The sequence below is a fragment of the Microbacterium flavescens genome, from assembly GCF_018588945.1.
Classification (GTDB): Bacteria; Actinomycetota; Actinomycetes; order Actinomycetales; family Microbacteriaceae; genus Microbacterium; species Microbacterium flavescens.
This window is the reverse complement of the sequence record NZ_JAFIWA010000005.1, coordinates 258,564-276,102: the sequence shown is the minus strand read 5'-3', so window position 1 is coordinate 276,102 and position 17,539 is coordinate 258,564. Positions and strand designations below refer to the sequence as shown.

Below are 17,539 nucleotides of genomic sequence, written 5' to 3'. Positions count from 1 at the left end.
GGTTCGCAGTGCAGTGCAGACCGCCCTCGCATGCGCCACGGTCCTCGTCGCCCCGCTGATTCCGGGCGCGCTCGGCGATGATGGGCCGCGGGCGCTGCTGGCGGTTCCGGTCGAGTCGGTCGCGGTGATCCTCGTGCTGGCGGCAGTGCATCATCGCCTCGCACGCAGGCTGGTCGCCGCGGCCTATGCGGTCATCGTGGTGACGGCGATCGTGGTCGCTGCCCTGGACCTCGCCTACGAGTCGACCATCGATCGTCCGTTCAGCCTCGCCGAGGACGGCGGATCGCTCGTCTCGGCCTACGGGGTGGTGTCCGATGCGATGGGACCCGTCGGCGCGGCGACGGTCCTCGCGCTGATCCTCGGACTCGCCACGCTCGCAGGGCTGGGGGCGGCAGCTGCGGCGCTGCGCGTCGGAAGCCTCGTCGCCGCGGAGGGACGACGCGGCCGCCGCGTGATCGCGACGGTGACCGCCGCGTGGATCGCGTGCTCGCTCGTGGGCGCCCAGCTCGTGCCCGGCGCGCCGGTGGCGGCATCCCGAACCGGCGAAGCCCTCGTCGCGTCATCCGCGCGAGCGTTCACCAGCGCCCGTGAGCAGGCGGCCTTCGAACGCGCGCTCGCCTCCGACGCGCTCGACGATGCGGCGCACGACGACATGCTCGCGGCGCTCGCGGGGAAGGACGTCGTCATCGCCTTCGTCGAGAGCTACGGGCGCGTGGCGGTCGAGCCGGGGGACTTCACCGAGGGCATCGAGCGGGTGCTGGAGGAGGGCGATGCGCTGCTGACGGAGAACGGCTATGCGGCGCAGAGCGCCTTCCTCACCTCGCCCACCTTCGGCGGCGTGAGCTGGCTGGCGCACTCGACCCTGCAGAGCGGCGTCTGGGTCGATTCGCAGACGAAGTACGCACGGCTGTTCTCGTCGGATCGCCTCACGCTCAGCAGCGCGTTCGGTGCGGCGGGGTGGCGCACCATGGCCGTCGTTCCGTCGAACGACCGCGAGTGGGAGGCCGGCGAGGAGTTCTATGGATTCGACACGGTGCTCGACGCCCGGAACCTCGGCTACCGCGGTCCCTCGTTCGGATACGCGCGGATGCCCGACCAGTACACGTGGGGCGCCCTCCACGACCGCGCGCTCGCCGGCGACCGTGAGTTCGCCGACGATCCGCGCCCGGTGATGGCGGAGGTCGACCTCGTGTCGTCGCACACGCCGTGGACCCCGCTGCCGCGCATGGTGCCGTGGACGCAGCTCGGCGACGGCACGGTGTTCGCATCGCAGCCCGAGGAGGGCGAGTCCGCGATCGCGGCCTGGGGGGATTCCGACCGTGTGCGGGAGCTCTACGCGGAGTCGGTGGCGTACACGCTCGAGGCGACGTTCTCGTACCTCGCGACGTTCGACCAGCCCGACCTCGTGATGATCGTCGTCGGCGACCACCAGCCGGCGCGCGTCGTCAGCGGCGAGGACGCGAACGACGACGTGCCGGTGACGATCATCGCCCAGGACCCGGCCGTCTTCGCCGGCATCGCGTCGTGGGGATGGGAGGAGGGCGTGCACCCGTCACCCGACGCGCCGGTGTGGCGCATGGACGCCTTCCGCGACCGCTTCATCGAAGCCTTCACCCCCTGACCGCCCCCCGGGTCGTTGAGCGAGCCCGTCCCCCCGGGTCGTTGAGCGAGCGAAGCGAGACGAAACGCCCTGCCGTTCCGCCCTCGTCCTCCCGGGTCGTTGAGCGAGCGAAGCGAGACGAAACGCCCCACCCCACCCCTCCTGTCAGAAAACGATCGTGTGGTTGCCGTGCCGGATCACACGGTCCTGCGCGTGCCAGAGCACCGCGCGGGAGAGCACCTGGCGCTCGACGTCGGCCCCGCGGCGCGCGAGCTCGGCGACCGAGTCGCCGTGCGTGACGCGGATGGTGTCCTGGTCGATGATCGGGCCCTCGTCGAGATCGTCGGTGACGTAGTGCGACGTCGCGCCGATCAGCTTCACGCCGCGCTCCTTGGCCTTCTTGTACGGCTCGGCGCCGATGAAGGCGGGCAGGAACGAGTGGTGGATGTTGATGACCGGAACCCCGACCTGCTCGAGGAAGTCCGACGACAGGATCTGCATGTACCGCGCGAGCACGATGAAGTCGACGTTGCCCGCGAGCAGCTTCACGATCTCGGCCTCCGACGCGGACTTGTCGGGACCGGGCGTCGAGGGGACGTGGAAGAACGGCACCCCGAACGAGCGCACGTCGTCCGCCGAGGTGGTGTGGTTCGAGATCACCATGGGGATCGTGACCGGCAGGTCTCCTCGGCGGTGCCGCCACAGCAGATCGAGCAGGCAGTGGTCCTGCTTCGACGCGAGGATCGCCATGCGCTTGGGCACCGACTGGTCGGTGATCGTCCATTCCAGATCGAACCCCTGGCCGAGGGTCTCGGCGAGGTCGGCCTCGATCGCCGGCAGGGCCGCGGCCAGGTCGGGCCGGTGGAACACCACCCGCTGGAAGTACGCGCCCCCGGTGGGGTCGTCGGAGTACTGGTCGAAGGCGACGATGTTGCCCCGATTGCGCGTGATGAGAGCCGACACCGCGGCGACGATCCCCGGCCGGTCGCTGCCGTGGACGATGAGGCAGGCGTGGTCGGGAAGAAGATGCGGGCTGTGCGCGGCCATGCATCGATTCTGCCCTGTTCGCCGTGCCGCCCGCGGCGCGCCGTGGTTGGAGCGGATGCCGCTACGCGACCGCCTCGCGGCGGATGAGGTCGCCGTGCTCGCTGCGCTGGAGATACTCCGCCACCGCATCGCGGCTCTTGGTGAGGCACGCCAGTCGGGTCTCGAGCGCCTCGAGTTCGCCGGCGAGCTCCTCGGCCAGTGCCCGCGAGCAGCTCGGCGGAGCCGCGAGCGCGCACTGACGCTCGAGGTCGAGCACCACGCGGGTCATGCGGGTCGACAGGCCGGACTGGATGAGGCCGCGCACGCGCGATGCCCTCTCGACGTCGGCTTCGTCGTAGCTGCGATAGCCGTTCGCGGTGCGCTCCGAGTCGAGGAGTTCCTGCTGCTCGTAGTAGCGCAGCATCCGCGTCGGAATGCCCGTGCGTTCGGACAGTTCGCCGATCTTCATCGGAAGTACCTCGTAAGGCTTGACATTGACATTAATGTCAAAGTTTAGCCTCGCATCATGACGATCTCAACGGCCTCGGCGCCGGCATCCGCTCCGGTCGCCCGCTTCCCGCTGCGCCCCCTTCTGATCCTCAGCTTCGGCGTGCTGGTCACCGTGACCGCCGAGTCGCTGCCGGCCGGGCTCATGCCCGAGATGGCGGCCGACCTGGCAGTGTCGCCCATGCAGATCGGGCTGCTCATCTCGGTGTGGGCGATCACCGTGATCGTCACGAGCATCCCGCTCGCTCGAGCAACGTCCCGCATCGACCGCCGGCTGGTCGTCGGCATCTCGCTCGGGGTGTTCGCCCTCGCGAACGTCGCGACCGCCTTCGCGCCCGCGTACGCCTTCGCCGTGGCTGCGCGCGTGGTCGCCGCGACAGCTCACGGAGTCTTCTGGGCGGTCGTGATCGTCTACGCCACTGCCCTCCTCGCTCCCGGGCACCTCGGGCGCGGTCTCGCAATCGTCACGGCGGGAGGCACCGCGGCCACGGTCGCCGGACTGCCGCTCGCCACCCTCCTCGCCCAGGCGTGGGGATGGCGGGCGACGTTCGTCGCACTCGGCGCCGTCGCCCTCGTCGTCGGGGTGGTCGTGATGCGGGGGATGCCGCGCCATGTGCCGGCTCGACCCGACACGTCGGAGCGCGCGCAGGGGTTCTGGCGCGACCCGTCGCTGCCGGCGCTCGCCGCATTCGGGCTGGCGTCGATCCTCATCGCCGTCGCGCAGTTCGCGTCGTTCACCTACATCCGGCCCTACCTCGGGGTCTCGGCGTCGATCGACGCCGAATGGGCGGCCGCCCTGCTCTTCCTCTTCGGCGCCGCCGGCATGGTCGGCGTCGTCGCCGCCGGATTCCTGGCCGACCGCTTCCCGCGGGCGTCGCTCACGGGCATCCTGGTGCTCTTCGTCGCCGTGTTCGCGGTGCTGACGCTCGCCGCCTCGAACCTGGTCGCCGTCATCGCGGCGCTCGCGGCATGGGGATTCGCGCTCGGAGCCATGTTCCCGCTGCTGCAGACGACGCTCATGCGCGTATCCACCGAGCGCACGCGGACGCTCGCGAGCGCCGGCATCGTGGTGCTGTTCAACATCGGGATCGCCGTCGGCCCGTGGCTCGGCGGGGCCACGGGCGGGGAAACGTCGCCCACCTCGACGACAGCGGTGTCAGCATCCGCCATGCTCCTCGCCGCCGTCGTGGGCGGTGTCGGACTCGCGCTCGCAGGCCGGCGGATGCGCACGGGCGGCGCGGGATAGACGGCCTCCGGGTGATCGTCAACCCCCTCCGGTGCGCGGGCCCGTCTGCCTACGGTGGACAGACCGCAGATCAAGGGAGGAACCATGGCCAAGCCGAGCACGATGAGCGCCGGAATCGACGTCGATGCGCCGATCCGGCCCGTGTACAACCAGTGGACGCAGTTCGAGTCGTTCCCGAGTTTTCTGCACGCGGTCAAGGAAGTGACCCAGCTCGATGACACCCGCACGCGCTGGGTGGTAAGCGTCGGCGGAGTCCGCCGCGAATTCGAGGCGGAGATCACCGAGCAGGTGCCCGACCAGCTCATCGCCTGGGCGAGCATCGACGGCAAGAGCCACACCGGCCGTGTCGCCTTCACCCCCAATGCCGACGGCGGCACGCACGTCGACCTCGAGATGATGTGGCTGCCCGAGACGTTCGTCGAGAAGGTGGGCGCCGCGCTCGACTTCGACGAGCGCCAGGCCGAGGCCGACCTCCAGCGCTTCCGCGAGTTCATCGAGGAGCGCGGCCGTGAGACCGGAGGCTGGCGCGGCGAGGTGCATGACGGTGTGACGGAGCGGGATGCCGAGGCAATGACCGGCGGCTACGGCTCCGACGCGCCGGCCGGTACCGCCGGATCGACCGGCATGTACACGACGGAGGGCCCCGCAGCCCCGTACTCCGAGGGCGACGACCGCGTCTGACCCCCGGGAACCCTCGAGGGGCGTGTGCGTCAGCGCACGCCCCTCATCAGCTTCAGCACCGGCTTGACGAAGACGAGCAGCACGGCGCCGACCGCGATCGCGATGAGCCCGAGCGTCAGGAAGTACGGCACCTCGCCCTGCGGGTCGTTCTCGGGATCGTAGAACCCGGCCAGCCAGCCGGCGATCGACGTGCCGAGGGCGACCGACAGGAAGAACAGCGCCACCATCTGCGTGTGGAAGCGCGCTGGGGCGAGCTTCGTCGTCACCGACAGCCCGACCGGCGACAGCAGTAGCTCGGCGACGGTGAAGACGAACAGGATGCCGACGATCGCCATGAGCGGCGTCGAGTTCGGCGCGCCGCCGGTGAAGGGCAGGAAGAGGAGGAACGCGATGCCCATGATGATCGACGCGAGGCCGAACTTGACCGGCGTCGACGGCTGGCGGGTGCCCAGCTTCGTCCACAGGGCCGCGAACACGCCGGACAGGATGATGATGAAGACCGGGTTGATCGACTGGATCACCGAGGGCGGCAGCTCGAGGCCGAAGACCGTCCGGTCGAGCTGCTTGTCGGAGTAGATCGTCAGCACCGTGAACTGCTGCTGGTACAGCGACCAGAATGCGACGCTCACGAGGAACAGCGGGATGAAGCCGAAGACCCGCGACCGCTCGACGGACGAGATCGCGCGCGAACTCAGGATCACGGCGAAGTAGGCCACGGCGGCGATCACGGTGACCAGGATGACCACCTGCGCCAGGTTGTCGGGCCGGATCACGCGAACGAGCACGAGCACCACGATGAGCACGATCGCCGCGACGGCGATGCCGATCCACAGGCCGTAGCGGTTGCGCGGCAGCGGGTTGGACACGACGCTGGCATCCTTCGGCAGCCCGCGCCGACCGAACGAGTACTGGATGAGGCCGGCCGCCATGCCGATCGCGGCGAGCAGGAAGCCGGCGTGGAAGCCCCAGGTCACCTGTGCCCAGCCGGTGAGGATCGGGCCGAAGAACGCGCCGAGGTTGATGCCGAGGTAGAACAGCGAGAAGCCGGCGTCGCGCCGGGTGTCGTCCGGTGCGTAGAGGGTGCCGACGACCGCCGTCGCGTTGGCCTTCAGTCCTCCCGACCCGACGGCGACGAGGATGAGCCCCACGCCGAGCCCCCAGAAACCGGGGATCAGCGCCAGGCCGATGTGGCCGGCCATGATGACGATCGCGCTGTAGAAGAGCACCCGCTCCGAGCCGAGCAGGCGGTCGGCGACCCACGCTCCGAGGATCGTCGAGAGGTACACCGTGCCGCCGTAGGCGCCGACGATGCCGGCGGCGGTGGCCTCCGGCATCCCGAGCCCGCCCTCGGTCACCGCGTAGTACATGTACAGCAGCAGGATCCCCTGCATGCCGTAGAAGCTGAACCGCTCCCACATCTCGACGAAGAAGATGTGCACGAGCGACCACGGCTGTCCGAAGAACTTCGTGTCGTGGTCGCCCTCGCCGACCGTGACGGCCGCGTCGGTCCCGCTGCGCTCCGCGGCGAGTGCGCCGGTGGCGGTGGCGGATGCCTCGGCCCCGGCTGCTGTCGCCCCGTCGGGCGCCCCGACCGGCACCTGCTCGGGATCCAGATCGTCGCGCTCGCTCATGCTCGCTCCCGTCGCCGCCCCCCGGTGGATGAAGGTCAGGTTAGCGCCCGGCGCGGCCGCTCGACAGTGGGGACCTCACTCCGGAAGGGAGGGGTGCCGCTCCTGCGCCGAGCGCCGCCGCGGGATGAAGAGCGCGACGACGAGCGCGATGACGGCGGCGACCCCGCCGAGCACGAACGAGAGCTGGAATCCGGCCGCCGAGGGCACCGGGGTGCCTTCGTACGAGACGGTGTAGGTGGCGAGCACCGCGCCGACGACGGCGGCGGCGGTGCTGGTGCCGAGCGAGCGGAAGAGGGCGTTCAGGCCGTTCGAGGCGCCCGTCTCGGACTGCGGCACCGACCGCATGATGAGCATCGGCATGGCGGCGTACCCGAAGCCGATGCCCGCGCCGATGAGGAAGTTCGCCGCGACGAGGTGCCACACCTCCGACGAGAAGAGGAGGGTGAACCCGTAGGCCAGGATCAGGGAGATCGCGCCCATCACGAGCAGCAGCTTGGGCCCGATCGTGCGGGCGAGGCGGCCGGAGAACGGCGAGAGCACCATCATCACGATGCCGGCGGGCATCACCACGAGGCTGGCGGCCAGCAGCGACAGGCCGAAGCCGCCCGTGGCGACGGGCAGCTCGAGCATCTGCGGGTAGACGACGTTGGACGCGAACAGCGAGAACCCCATCGCCACCGAGGCGATGTTGGTCAGCAGCACCGGACGCCGCGCCGCGACGCGGAGGTCGAGCAGCGGCTCGGCGATGCGCAGCTCGAACCATCCCCACGCCACGAGCACGGCGAGACCGCCGAGCCCGAGGGCGAGCACCGGCGCGGAGAGCCAGCCCCAGTCGTTGCCTCGCGAGATGGCGAGCAGGATGCCGAGGAGGCCGAGGCTGAGCCCGGCCGCGCCGACGAAGTCGAACCGGCCGGCTGTGCGCAGCACGCTCACGGGCACGATCCACAGGACGAGGGCGAAGACCACGACGCCGAGGCCGGCGGCGACCCAGAAGAGTACGTGCCAATCGCTGCGCTCGGTGATGAACGCGCTGATCGGCAGGCCCAGCGCGCCGCCGACCCCCAGGGTCGCGCTGATGAGCGCGATCGCGGTGTCGACGCGGTTCTCGTGCAGCACGTCGCGCAGGATCGAGATGCCGAGCGGCACCACCCCCACCACGGCGCCCTGCAGCGTGCGGCCGACGATGATGCCGACGATGCCGGGGGAGAGCGCCGCGATCACCGAGCCCAGCACCAGGAGCCCGAGCAGCACGAGCACGATGCGGCGCTTGCCGTACATGTCGCCGAGCCGGCCCGAGATCGGCGTGATGATGGCCGCGGCCAGCAGGGTCGACGTCACGACCCAGGCGGTGTCCTCGCGGGGTGCATCCAGCAGCTCGGGGAGCTTGGACTGGATCGGCACGACCAGCGTGAACATGAACGACGAGGCAAGGCCTGCGATGGCCAGGACGGCCACGATGGCGCCCTGTCGAGGCATCCGGGTGAGTCTTCTTCTCTCGTCCTCACCCCGCGTGCGCATCCGTCCAGGCTAACGGCGCGACGACCACACGGCGCGGAGTACCGTGATCGCATGGCCGACTCCGCGACCCCACCGGGCATCGACATCCGCGCCCTCGACACCGTCGAGGCTGTCCACACGGCGTCCGACGTGCTCGCCGAGGTCTGGGGCGGCGACCGTGGCGGGATGCCGCCGAACCTGCTGCGCGCGCTCGCCCACTCCGGCAACTACGCGGTCGGCCTGTACGACGGCGAGCGCATGGTCGGGGCATCCGTCGCCTTCTTCGCCGCGCCGGCGGCGCGCTCGATGCACAGCCACATCACCGGCGTGCTGCCGGGGCTGCAGAGCCAGGGGTTGGGCCGGCTGCTGAAGCAGCATCAGCGCGAGTGGGCGCTCGCCCGCGAGGTCGGCCACATCACCTGGACCTTCGACCCCCTCGTCGCGCGCAACGCCCACTTCAACCTGCGCACGCTCGGCACGCGGGTGACCGAGTACCTCGTCAATCACTACGGCGCGATGGACGACGGCATCAACCGCGGCGACGAGACCGACCGCATCCTGGTGTCGTGGGCGCTGGCCGCGCCGCCCGTGCCGACGCCGGAGGATGACCGCGTGGTGGCGTCGGTCGCCGTGCCGCCCGACATCGAGGCGCTCCGGAAGGACGATCCGACGGATGCCGCGGCCTGGCGCGCGCGCGTCCGGGACGAGATCGTGCGGCACCTGGCCGCCGGCCTGGTGATCGGCGGGTTCGACGACGAGCGCGGGTACCTGTTCGTCGCCGGGCGGTAGGGGCGCGTTTCGTCTCGCTTCGCTCGCTCAACGACCCGCGGGGGGGTTCGCTCGCTCAACGACCCGCGGGGCGGTCCGCTCGCTCAACGACCCGGGGGAACGGCGGGAATCCGACGATGTGCGGCAGACGACGGGATCCGGCCGGTTCTAGGCTCGCGGCATGCCCGAGTATCGCGCCCACTTCGACTTCGACATCCGCTTCGCCAACGGAGGAGGACTGTCGGGCACCGGCTTCCGCCTCGACGTGCCGTCGCCCGAGGCCTCGGAGGCCGAGATCGGCCGGCTGCTGGTGCAGCACCTCGGCCTGGCACTCGTCGATGAGATCGAGCTCCGCGGCGTGCGCGTGGTCGAGGAGCCGCACCGCGGCAGTCGGGGAGTGGAGACGGCGGGTCCCGCTGTGGGCGCCGGGACGCGCGTCATCGACCTCAGCCACCCGATCCGCGCCGGGCTGGTGACCTACCCCGGGCTGCCCGCGCCCACCATCACGCCGCACCTGACCCGCGAGGACTCGCGCGCAAGGTACGCGCCGGGCACCGAGTTCGCCATGGACATCCTGACGATGATCGGCAACACCGGCACCTACCTCGACAGCCCGTTCCACCGCTACGCCGAAGGACGCGATCTCGCCGGGCTCGACCTGGCCTCGCTGGTCGGGCTGCGCGCCGAGGTCTTCCACCTCGAGGACGCGTGGACGCCTGAGCGCCGCGGCATCCGCGCCGAGACGCTGGCCGACCGCGATGTCCGCGGGACGGCCGTGCTGCTCCACACCGGCTGGGACCGCTGGTTCGGCCGGCCCGAGTACGGCTCGAGTGCGCCGTTCCTCACCGGCGAGGGCGCCCAGTGGCTCATCGACGCGGGGGTCGTGCTGGTCGGCATCGACTCGCTCAACATCGACGACACGGAGTCCGGCGGGGAGCGGCCGGCGCACTCGCTGCTTCTCGGCGCCGGTGTGCACGTGGTCGAGCACCTCACGAACCTCGGATCGCTGCCGCCGCGCGGTGCCCGTTTCACCGCCGCCCCGCCCGCCGTCGAGGGCTTCGGCACATTCCCGGTGCGGGCCTTCGCCGAGATTCCCGCCTGAGCCCTGCGTATCAGGGCGGTGTCCGCGTGCTCCTCTCCTTCAGCACACGAAGAGGAGACGATCATGCACGAGCACATCGAGATGATGATGGCAGCAGTGGCGGCGAAGCTTCGCCGCGAACCCCACCGCACCCCGCGCCGGCGCCGCGGCCCGCGCCGCGCTCGCGGCACCTTCGTTCCGGTTCGACCGGACGCATCGCTGCGCCTGGCCCATTGACGCTGCGTGGCGCTGGGCGGGCGTAGCCTGAGCGCATGCCCATCGCCTCGCCCGCGGCATCCGTCGCTCTCGAGGGATTCGAGCTGCGCGTCCTCCACCTGCCGCTCGTCTCCCCATTCACCACGTCGTTCGGCACCGAGACGGTCCGGGAAGTCATCGTCGTCCGCGCACTGACCGACGGCGGCGACGGCTGGGGCGAGATCGTGACCGGCGCCTCCCCCCTCTACTCGAGCGAATACACGCAGGGCGCGTGGGACGTCGCGCTGCGCTTCCTCGTGCCCGCGCTGCTCGAGCGCGGCACCATGGCGCCCGAGGCGGTCGCCGAGGTGCTCGCGCCGTTCGTGGGCCACCGCATGGTCAAGGCGGGTCTGGAGCTCGCGGTCCTCGACGCCGCACTGCGCAGCGAGGGCCGCGCGCTGGGTGAGTACCTCGGCTCGATGCGCGACCGCGTACCGAGCGGCGTCTCGATCGGCATCCAGCGCGATCCGGCCGCACTCGTCGACGCTGTCGACGGATACCTGGCCGAGGGGTACGCGCGGATCAAGATCAAGATCAAGCCGGGGCGCGACATCGCCGACACGGCCGCGGTCCGCGAGGCGTTCGGCACCATCGCGCTGCAGGTCGACGCGAACTCGGCGTACACGCTCGCTGATGCCGACACCCTGGCGGAGCTCGACCGGTTCGACCTGCTGCTCATCGAGCAGCCGCTCCAGGAGGATGATCTCGTCGACCACGCGACGCTCGCCCGCCGACTGCGGACTCCCGTGTGCCTCGACGAGTCGATCGTCTCGGCGAAGGCGGCCGCCGACGCGCTCGCGCTGGGATCGGCGTCCATCATCAACATCAAGGCCGGCCGCGTCGGCGGCTATCTCGAGGCGGTCGCGATCCATGATCTGTGCCGGGATGCCGGCATCCCGGTGTGGTGCGGAGGCATGCTCGAGACCGGCATCGGCCGCGCGGCGAACGCGGCGCTCTCGGCGCTGCCGGGCTTCACGCTGCCGGGTGACGTGTCGGCGTCGAACCGGTTCTACACGCGCGACATCGTCACCGAACCGGCGATCCTCGAAGACGGACACGTGAGGGTGCCGACCGGGCACGGCATCGGGGTGGAGATCGACCCCGTCGCGCTCGACGACTTCACCGTGGCACGGGAGACCCTGACGCGATGAGGTCGCGCGGGGGCGTACGTGGAGCGGCTCTCGTCGCCGCGATGCTGCTTGCTCTGCCGCTCGCCGCGTGCGCGCCGGGCGGTGAGGCGACCGAGCCCACCGGGCTGCCCGACGGAGTGAGCGTCGAGCTGCAGCAGGGCCGGTCGGACGTCGCCGCACGGCAGGCGCAGGTGGTCGTGCGCAACGCGACGGACGAGACGCTGGTGGTCGGGGCCGTCGAGGTGGACGACCCGCGCTTCGCCGATGCGATCGTCCGGGTGGAGGACCGCGAGAGCACCATCGGTCCCGGGCGGACGGTCGGCATCCGCGTACAGCTGCCCGACGTGGCCTGCGGCGACGACGCTCCCGATGCCGAGATGCCCGAGTCCCACGTCACATTCGACTACACGCTCGCCGACGAGTCCGGACGCGCGTCGGCCGGGATCGAGGATCCGATCGGATTCATCGGGCCGCTCCACGAGCGCGACTGCCGTGCGGCCGCCGTCGCCGACGCGGCGCACGTGTCGTTCACCGGCTTCAACCCGTCGCCCTCCGGGGAGCCGGCCGCGCTGATGCTCGGGGTCGCGCCGACGGGTCGCTCGGCCGTTCTGATCACGGGCATTCAGACCACGAATCTGATCACGTTCGACGATGGGGCCGACGCCACGGTCGAGACGTATCCCCTCGGGATGGACGTGCGCGAGGGCGAGACCGGGGCGGCGCAGATCGCTCTCCCGATCGTGCCGATCCGCTGCGATGCCCACGCTGTGCAGGAGGACAAGCGCGGCACGATCTTCGACGTGGAGGTGGAGCTCGACGGCGAGCCCGCCGAGATCGAGCTGGCCGCGTCGGAGGACCTCCGCGGTGAGATCCTCACCTGGGTCGCCCAATGGTGCGGGTTCGGCGGCTGACCCGCCGCCGACCCGCCTGAGCGCGGTCAACGGCGGTTTGTCAACCCCTCGACCGGAAGCCGGGATGCCGGGAACCTGTGTTCATGACCGGACTCGCAGTGATCCTTCTCATCGTCGGCATCGTGCTTCTGCTCCTCGGAGTGTTCATCGAGGCCGCGAAGTTCCTGCTGTGGATCGGCATCGTCATCGTGATCATCGCGGTGATCGCCTGGCTGATGCGCTTCATCCGCCGCCAGACCTGACTCGACCCCCATCGCTCCCTCGATCCCCAGCGTCGGAGCAAACCGGAAAGGGCGGGCCCATCGGGAGCCCGCCCTTTCGCCATGCTCGGGGCAATCCCGCGCATAGGCTGTGGCCCATGGTTCAGAGCATCGACGCTCCCCACGACCCCGCCGCCGCGCGCGGCATCTCGCGACGCACGCAGTCCGATGTCTATCGCGCCGGGATCAGCGGCACGAAGCCCCGGGTGCCCGTCGACGCCGAGCGTCTCGAGGCAACGGCGCGGCGAGCGCTCAGCGCCGAGGCCTTCGCCTATATCGCCGGGGGAGCGGGCGCCGAGCGCACCGTCCGGGCCAACGCGGCGGCGTTCGACCGGTGGCAGGTCTGGCCTCGTCCGCTGCACGACGTGGCGACCCGCGACCTGTCGATCGACCTCTTCGGCCGCCGTCGCCCGACGCCCCTGGTGCTCGCCCCGCTCGGCGTCATGGAGCTGGCGCACGGCGACGCCGATCTGGCGGTGGCGCGGGCCGCGGCATCCCTCGGCGTGCCCTATGCGATCAGCAACCAGGCCTCGTTCCCGATGGAGGAGATCCGGGATGCCGCGCCCGACGGATCCCGCCTGTTCCAGCTGTACTGGTCGGCCGACGACGAGCTCAACGCCTCGCTGCTGCGGCGGGCCGAGGCATCCGGGTGCGAAGCCGTCGTCGTCACCCTCGACACGCACCTGCTCGGATGGCGCACCCGCGATCTCGACCTGGCGTACCTGCCCTTCACGCGCGGCATGGGGATCGCGCAGTACACGAGCGATCCGGTCTTCCAGCAGCTGGTGCGCGAGCGCGTGAGGAGAGGACCGGATGCCGCGGCCCCGCCCGCCCCGCCCGTGCGGCTCACCGCGCAGACCGTCGCCGCCGGCGTGAAGATCGCCCGCAAGGGGGCGCCGCTCACCGGAGGGACGCTGCGCGAGAACCTGCGCTCGCCGCTGCCGCGCGCGGCGGTGGAGACGTTCCTCGAGGTGTTCTCGACGCCCGCCCTCACGTGGGACGACCTCGCCAAGGCGCGCGAGTGGACGACGCTGCCGATCGTGCTGAAGGGCGTCGTCCATCCCGATGACGCGGCACGCGCCGTCGATGTCGGCGCGGACGGCGTGTGGGTGTCGAATCACGGCGGTCGGCAGATCGACCAGTCAGTGCCCACGCTCGACGCTCTGCCGGGCGTGGTGGAGCGCGTCGCCGGACGCGTTCCGGTGATCTTCGACTCCGGCGTGCGGCAGGGATCGGATGCCTTCATCGCGCTCGCCCTCGGCGCCACCGCGGTCGCGATCGGCCGTCCGTATGCGTATGGACTCGGCATCGCGGGGGAGGAGGGGGTGCGCGAGACGGTGCGCAACATCCTCGCCGAACTCGACATCACGCTCGGGCTCTCAGGGCATACCTCGATCGCCGATGTGGGACGCTCCGCGCTGCGCGAGGTCTGACGCGGAATCCGGGGGTCAGCCCCCGTGCACCGCGATCCTCCGCGCCCCTAGGCTGAGGCGGTGACCACGCCTCCGCCGTACCAGCCGGCCTCCCCGTACGCCGCCCCGCAGCCCCAGCCGATGAACCCGTCCGATGAGAGGCTCTGGGCGACCCTCATCCACCTCGGCGGGCTGTTCTTCGGCTTCCTCGCGCCGCTCATCGGATTCCTCGTACTCAAGGATCGCGGACCGTTCGTGCGCGCGCACTCCGCAACCGCGCTGAACTTCCAGCTGACGCTCGTCATCGCCTACGTCGTGGGCGGCATTCTGAGCATCGTCCTCATCGGGTTCTTCATCATCGCCGCGGCCTACATCCTGAACATCGTGCTGTGCATCGTGGCCGCGGTGAAGGCCAACCGGGGCGAGTGGTACAAGTACCCGATGTCCATCGGGTTCGTCTCCTGACGCCGCCGCTCCACAGGCGGGCGGTCGCGCCCGCCGCGGGCGCCGTTCACCCGTAGGCTGGCCCCATGCCAGCCCGACGACGGCGGGTTCCCGCCGCCCCCTCGCACGTCTCCCCGTTCTCGCCCGAGCGCCTGCGCGGGCACGCCCGGCAGGGTGCCGTCGTGGCGACGATCCTCACGGCCGCGATGGCGCTCACGGCCTGCTTCGGCGGCGGTCCCGACGGCGGCGACTTCGGCGACGGCGACTTCGCCGACGACGGATGCACGAGCGTCGTCGTCGCGACGTCGTCCGAGAAGGTCAACATGCTCGACGCTCTCGCCGCGGCGTTCAAGGAGTCGCCGGAGCACGACGCACTGGACGAGTGCGCGACGGTGCGTCCGATCAACGTGTCGTCGGGTGACGCCACGCGATTCCTCACGTCAGGACAGGACTGGCCCGATGAGGACACCCGGCGCTGGCCCACCATGTGGTCCCCGGCATCCACCGTGTGGACCGAGCGAGTGGCGGCCGCGGCATCCGCTTCGCTCGTCGGCGAGCCCGCGTCGTTCACCCACACCCCCATCGTGTTCGGGGTGCCCGAGACCATGGCGAAGGCGCTCGGCTACCCGGGCTCCGACATCGGCATCGCCGATTTCGAGCGCCTGTGCCAGGACCCCGACGGGTGGGGGAGCGTCGGCAAAGACCTGTGGGGCTCGTTCAAGATCTCCAAGACCAACCCGAACACGTCCACGACCGGGCTCTCGGCGATCCTGATGCAGTCGTACGAGGCATCCGGCAAGACCGCCGACCTCACCGCCGACGACGTGGCGGCCTCGGCCGACTTCTCGCGCGTGTTCGAGGAGTGCGTGATCCACTACGGCGACACCACCGGCAAGGTGCTCACGACGCTGTACGACGAGACGCAGAACGGCGCCGGCGGCTCGGGCTACGTCTCGGCCGTCGCGCTCGAAGAGACCTCGCTGCTCAACTACAACCAGGGCAACCCCGACTCGCACACCGTGCAGCCGGGCGAGAAGCTCACTCCCCCCAAGGAGAAGCTGGTCGCCGTGTATCCCTCGGGCGGGTCGATGTGGTCCGACAACCCGATCACGGTGCTCGGCGCCGACTGGGTGACCGCGGTGCAGGCCGAAGCGGGCGCCGCCTTCGCGGCGTTCCTGCAGACCGGGGCCGCGCAGGAGATCCTGCCCGAGTACGGCTTCCGCCCGCTCGACGAGTCGGTGCCTCTCGGCGACCTCTTCACGGCCGCGTACGGCGTCGACCCCGCGGGGCCCGCGGTGTCGCTGCCGCGTCCGGAGGTCGACGTCGTCTCGGCGGCGATCGACCAGTGGACGCAGATCCGCAAGCCCTCGTCCGTGCTCGAGGTGATCGACATCTCGGGCTCGATGGACGAGGCGATCGGCGACGGACGCTCCAAGCTCGACGGCGCGATCGAAGGCGCGCAGGCGACCCTCGGCCACTTCCGCTCCACCGACGAGGTGGGCGTGTGGGCGTTCACCACCGGTGTCGAGTCCGAGGCCGGCGAGAACCTCGTGGTGCTGCGCGACGTCACGCCGCTCGCGTCCGACCGCGAGTCGGTCGAGTCGTCGCTCGACGACCTGCGCTTCGCGACGCGCGAGGGCACCCCGCTCTACGACGCGATCGCGCAGGCATACGACGAGATGACCTCCCGCGCCGAGCCGGGCCGCATCAACGCGATCGTCGTGCTCTCCGACGGGCAGGACACCGACTCGGCAATCTCGCTCGACTCGCTCGTGGCGAAGATCGGCAAGGCGACGCGCGAGGGCGGCGACGACGCCCCGGTGCGCATCTTCCCGATCGCGTACGGCGAGGGTGCCGACACGGGGGCCCTGCAGCGCATCGCCGAGGCGACGGGCGGCCAATGGTTCGACGCGTCGGATGCCGCGAAGATCGACCTCGTGTTCGCTTCGGTCATCAACAACTTCTAGGCAGAGACGAGAGGTGCGCAGCACGATGGACGGCCAGGGCTACGTCGACGACGCCGTCGACGCGCTCGCGGCCGACAACGTCTACGTGTCGTCCGAGGTGACGGGCGCCGCGGCGCTGCGCGACCAGCTGGCGCAGCAGATCGGCGACGAGTCGATCGCGGTCGCCGTGTTCTCCGACAACGCGGCGCTCGAGGCATCCGGACCCGACATCGTGTCGGAGCTGGCGGCCGCGCACCCGGGCACGGCGACCATCATCGTGGCGGTCGGCGACGACCTCTCGGCCGGCTCCCGCGTGCTCGCGCCGGGCGAGGCCATGCGGGTCGCGAACGAGGCCGAGGTGTCGGCCTCCGACGTCGACACCGCGCTCACCGAGACGATCCAGGGCGTCATCGCGCTCGAGCCCGACGCCCCCGCGTCGGGCAGCTTCGACGCCGGTCCGCTGGTCGGGGTCGCCGTCGGCGCGGCCGTGCTGCTCGCGGCGGGCGGCGCGCTCTTCGGCGTGATGCGGTCACGACGCCGTCGCACGGGCTCGGCCGGGGCGCGGCATCCGCTTCCCGAACCGGTGCGCACCCACGTCCACACGCTGCAGGTGCTCACCGCCGAGTACGCGCAGGCGGGCGCGGCCGGCGTCCCGCAGGCGGGGGAGGTCGCGACCGACGTCGGCAGGATCGCCGCGCACACCAGCGAGCTCTTCGACCGCCTCGACCGCAAGGGCGAGGAGGGGCAGCGCGCGACCGCCGCCGTCGAGTACGGCGAGACACTGCGCAAGCTCACCGGCGCGCTCGACCGCGACTACCTGCTCGACATCCTGATCCACCCCGACCTGTGGGACGACCCGGTCGAGCGCACCGACGAGGTGCGCAGCGCGGTGTCGGCCTTCTCGGTCGAGCTCGTCGAGAACATCAAGCAGGTCAACGCGCGGCGCGGCCTGCACTTCCAGGTGTCGCTCGACGGCCTCATGGGGCGCCGCAAAGAGCTGCGCGAATGGGATCGCGAGTTCGAGCGGGCGGCCGGCGACGAGCCGGGCCCGTCCGGGCGGACCGGCTCCGCCGACTAGAATCGACGGATGCCGCGGCCCTCGCCGCCTCAGGCACGAAAACCCATCCCGACCATTGGAGCCACC

At 71.0% G+C, this 17,539-nt stretch carries 17 protein-coding genes; 13 read left to right on the top strand and 4 right to left on the bottom strand.

Annotation, left to right across the window (positions count from 1 at the left end; genetic code table 11):
• Nucleotides 1–13 precede the first annotated feature (13 nt).
• Nucleotides 14–1,621, top strand: a complete 1,608-nt coding sequence (locus JX005_RS11880; protein ID WP_214467744.1) for an alkaline phosphatase family protein — start codon at nt 14–16, stop codon at nt 1,619–1,621.
• Between the two features lie 144 nt (nt 1,622–1,765).
• Here JX005_RS11880 and purU read toward each other — a convergent pair whose 3' ends face one another.
• Nucleotides 1,766–2,647, bottom strand: coding sequence for a formyltetrahydrofolate deformylase (purU, locus tag JX005_RS11875; protein WP_214467743.1), 882 nt, complete (start codon nt 2,645–2,647; stop codon nt 1,766–1,768).
• 61 nt (nt 2,648–2,708) lie between these two features.
• Nucleotides 2,709–3,095 (bottom strand): MerR family transcriptional regulator, encoded by a 387-nt coding sequence (locus JX005_RS11870; protein WP_214467742.1) that lies wholly within the window; start codon nt 3,093–3,095, stop codon nt 2,709–2,711.
• 57 nt (nt 3,096–3,152) lie between these two features.
• Between JX005_RS11870 and JX005_RS11865 the strand changes: the two genes are divergently transcribed.
• Both JX005_RS11865 and JX005_RS11860 read left to right on the top strand, forming a co-directional pair.
• Nucleotides 3,153–4,379, top strand: coding sequence for an MFS transporter (locus tag JX005_RS11865; protein ID WP_214467741.1), 1,227 nt, complete (start codon nt 3,153–3,155; stop codon nt 4,377–4,379).
• An 84-nt stretch (nt 4,380–4,463) separates the two neighbouring features.
• The gene (locus JX005_RS11860; protein ID WP_214467740.1) at nt 4,464–5,060 is read left to right on the top strand and encodes an SRPBCC family protein; all 597 of its coding nucleotides are present in this window, start codon (nt 4,464–4,466) and stop codon (nt 5,058–5,060) included.
• 29 nt (nt 5,061–5,089) lie between these two features.
• Here the strand turns inward: JX005_RS11860 and JX005_RS11855 are convergent, their stop codons facing one another.
• Nucleotides 5,090–6,691: a peptide MFS transporter gene (locus JX005_RS11855; protein WP_214467739.1), complete on the bottom strand. Its 1,602-nt coding sequence runs from the start codon at nt 6,689–6,691 to the stop codon at nt 5,090–5,092.
• Nucleotides 6,692–6,766: 75 nt separating this feature from the next.
• Nucleotides 6,767–8,167 carry an MFS transporter gene (locus JX005_RS11850; RefSeq protein ID WP_214467738.1) on the bottom strand — a complete coding sequence of 467 codons (1,401 nt, stop codon included), beginning with the start codon at nt 8,165–8,167 and terminating at the stop codon, nt 6,767–6,769.
• A 93-nt stretch (nt 8,168–8,260) separates the two neighbouring features.
• On the opposite strand from JX005_RS11850, the gene JX005_RS11845 reads away from it, so the two are divergent.
• The 10 genes from JX005_RS11845 (at nt 8,261) to JX005_RS11800 (ending at nt 17,473) form a co-directional block, all read left to right on the top strand.
• The gene (locus JX005_RS11845; protein WP_214467737.1) at nt 8,261–8,977 is read left to right on the top strand and encodes a GNAT family N-acetyltransferase; all 717 of its coding nucleotides are present in this window, start codon (nt 8,261–8,263) and stop codon (nt 8,975–8,977) included.
• 160 nt (nt 8,978–9,137) lie between these two features.
• Nucleotides 9,138–10,058, top strand: coding sequence for a cyclase family protein (locus JX005_RS11840; RefSeq protein WP_214467736.1), 921 nt, complete (start codon nt 9,138–9,140; stop codon nt 10,056–10,058).
• Nucleotides 10,059–10,121: 63 nt separating this feature from the next.
• A complete protein-coding gene (locus JX005_RS11835; protein WP_214467735.1) occupies nt 10,122–10,274 on the top strand; it encodes a hypothetical protein in 153 nt (50 codons plus the stop codon).
• Between the two features lie 35 nt (nt 10,275–10,309).
• On the top strand, nt 10,310–11,443 hold the full coding sequence (gene menC, locus JX005_RS11830; RefSeq protein ID WP_214467734.1) for an o-succinylbenzoate synthase: 1,134 nt from the start codon (nt 10,310–10,312) through the stop codon (nt 11,441–11,443).
• Nucleotides 11,444–11,484: 41 nt separating this feature from the next.
• The gene (locus tag JX005_RS11825) at nt 11,485–12,333 is read left to right on the top strand and encodes a hypothetical protein (protein ID WP_246533878.1); all 849 of its coding nucleotides are present in this window, start codon (nt 11,485–11,487) and stop codon (nt 12,331–12,333) included.
• Between the two features lie 83 nt (nt 12,334–12,416).
• Nucleotides 12,417–12,575, top strand: coding sequence for a hypothetical protein (locus JX005_RS11820; protein ID WP_214467732.1), 159 nt, complete (start codon nt 12,417–12,419; stop codon nt 12,573–12,575).
• Between the two features lie 116 nt (nt 12,576–12,691).
• Nucleotides 12,692–14,026: an alpha-hydroxy-acid oxidizing protein gene (locus tag JX005_RS11815; protein WP_214467731.1), complete on the top strand. Its 1,335-nt coding sequence runs from the start codon at nt 12,692–12,694 to the stop codon at nt 14,024–14,026.
• A gap of 60 nt (nt 14,027–14,086) precedes the next feature.
• Nucleotides 14,087–14,470 carry a DUF4870 domain-containing protein gene (locus tag JX005_RS11810; protein ID WP_372447337.1) on the top strand — a complete coding sequence of 128 codons (384 nt, stop codon included), beginning with the start codon at nt 14,087–14,089 and terminating at the stop codon, nt 14,468–14,470.
• A 65-nt stretch (nt 14,471–14,535) separates the two neighbouring features.
• The gene (locus JX005_RS11805) at nt 14,536–16,416 is read left to right on the top strand and encodes a vWA domain-containing protein (RefSeq protein WP_246533877.1); all 1,881 of its coding nucleotides are present in this window, start codon (nt 14,536–14,538) and stop codon (nt 16,414–16,416) included.
• 13 nt (nt 16,417–16,429) lie between these two features.
• Nucleotides 16,430–17,473 carry a hypothetical protein gene (locus tag JX005_RS11800; RefSeq protein ID WP_214467730.1) on the top strand — a complete coding sequence of 348 codons (1,044 nt, stop codon included), beginning with the start codon at nt 16,430–16,432 and terminating at the stop codon, nt 17,471–17,473.
• The last annotated feature ends 66 nt before the right edge of the window (nt 17,474–17,539 follow it).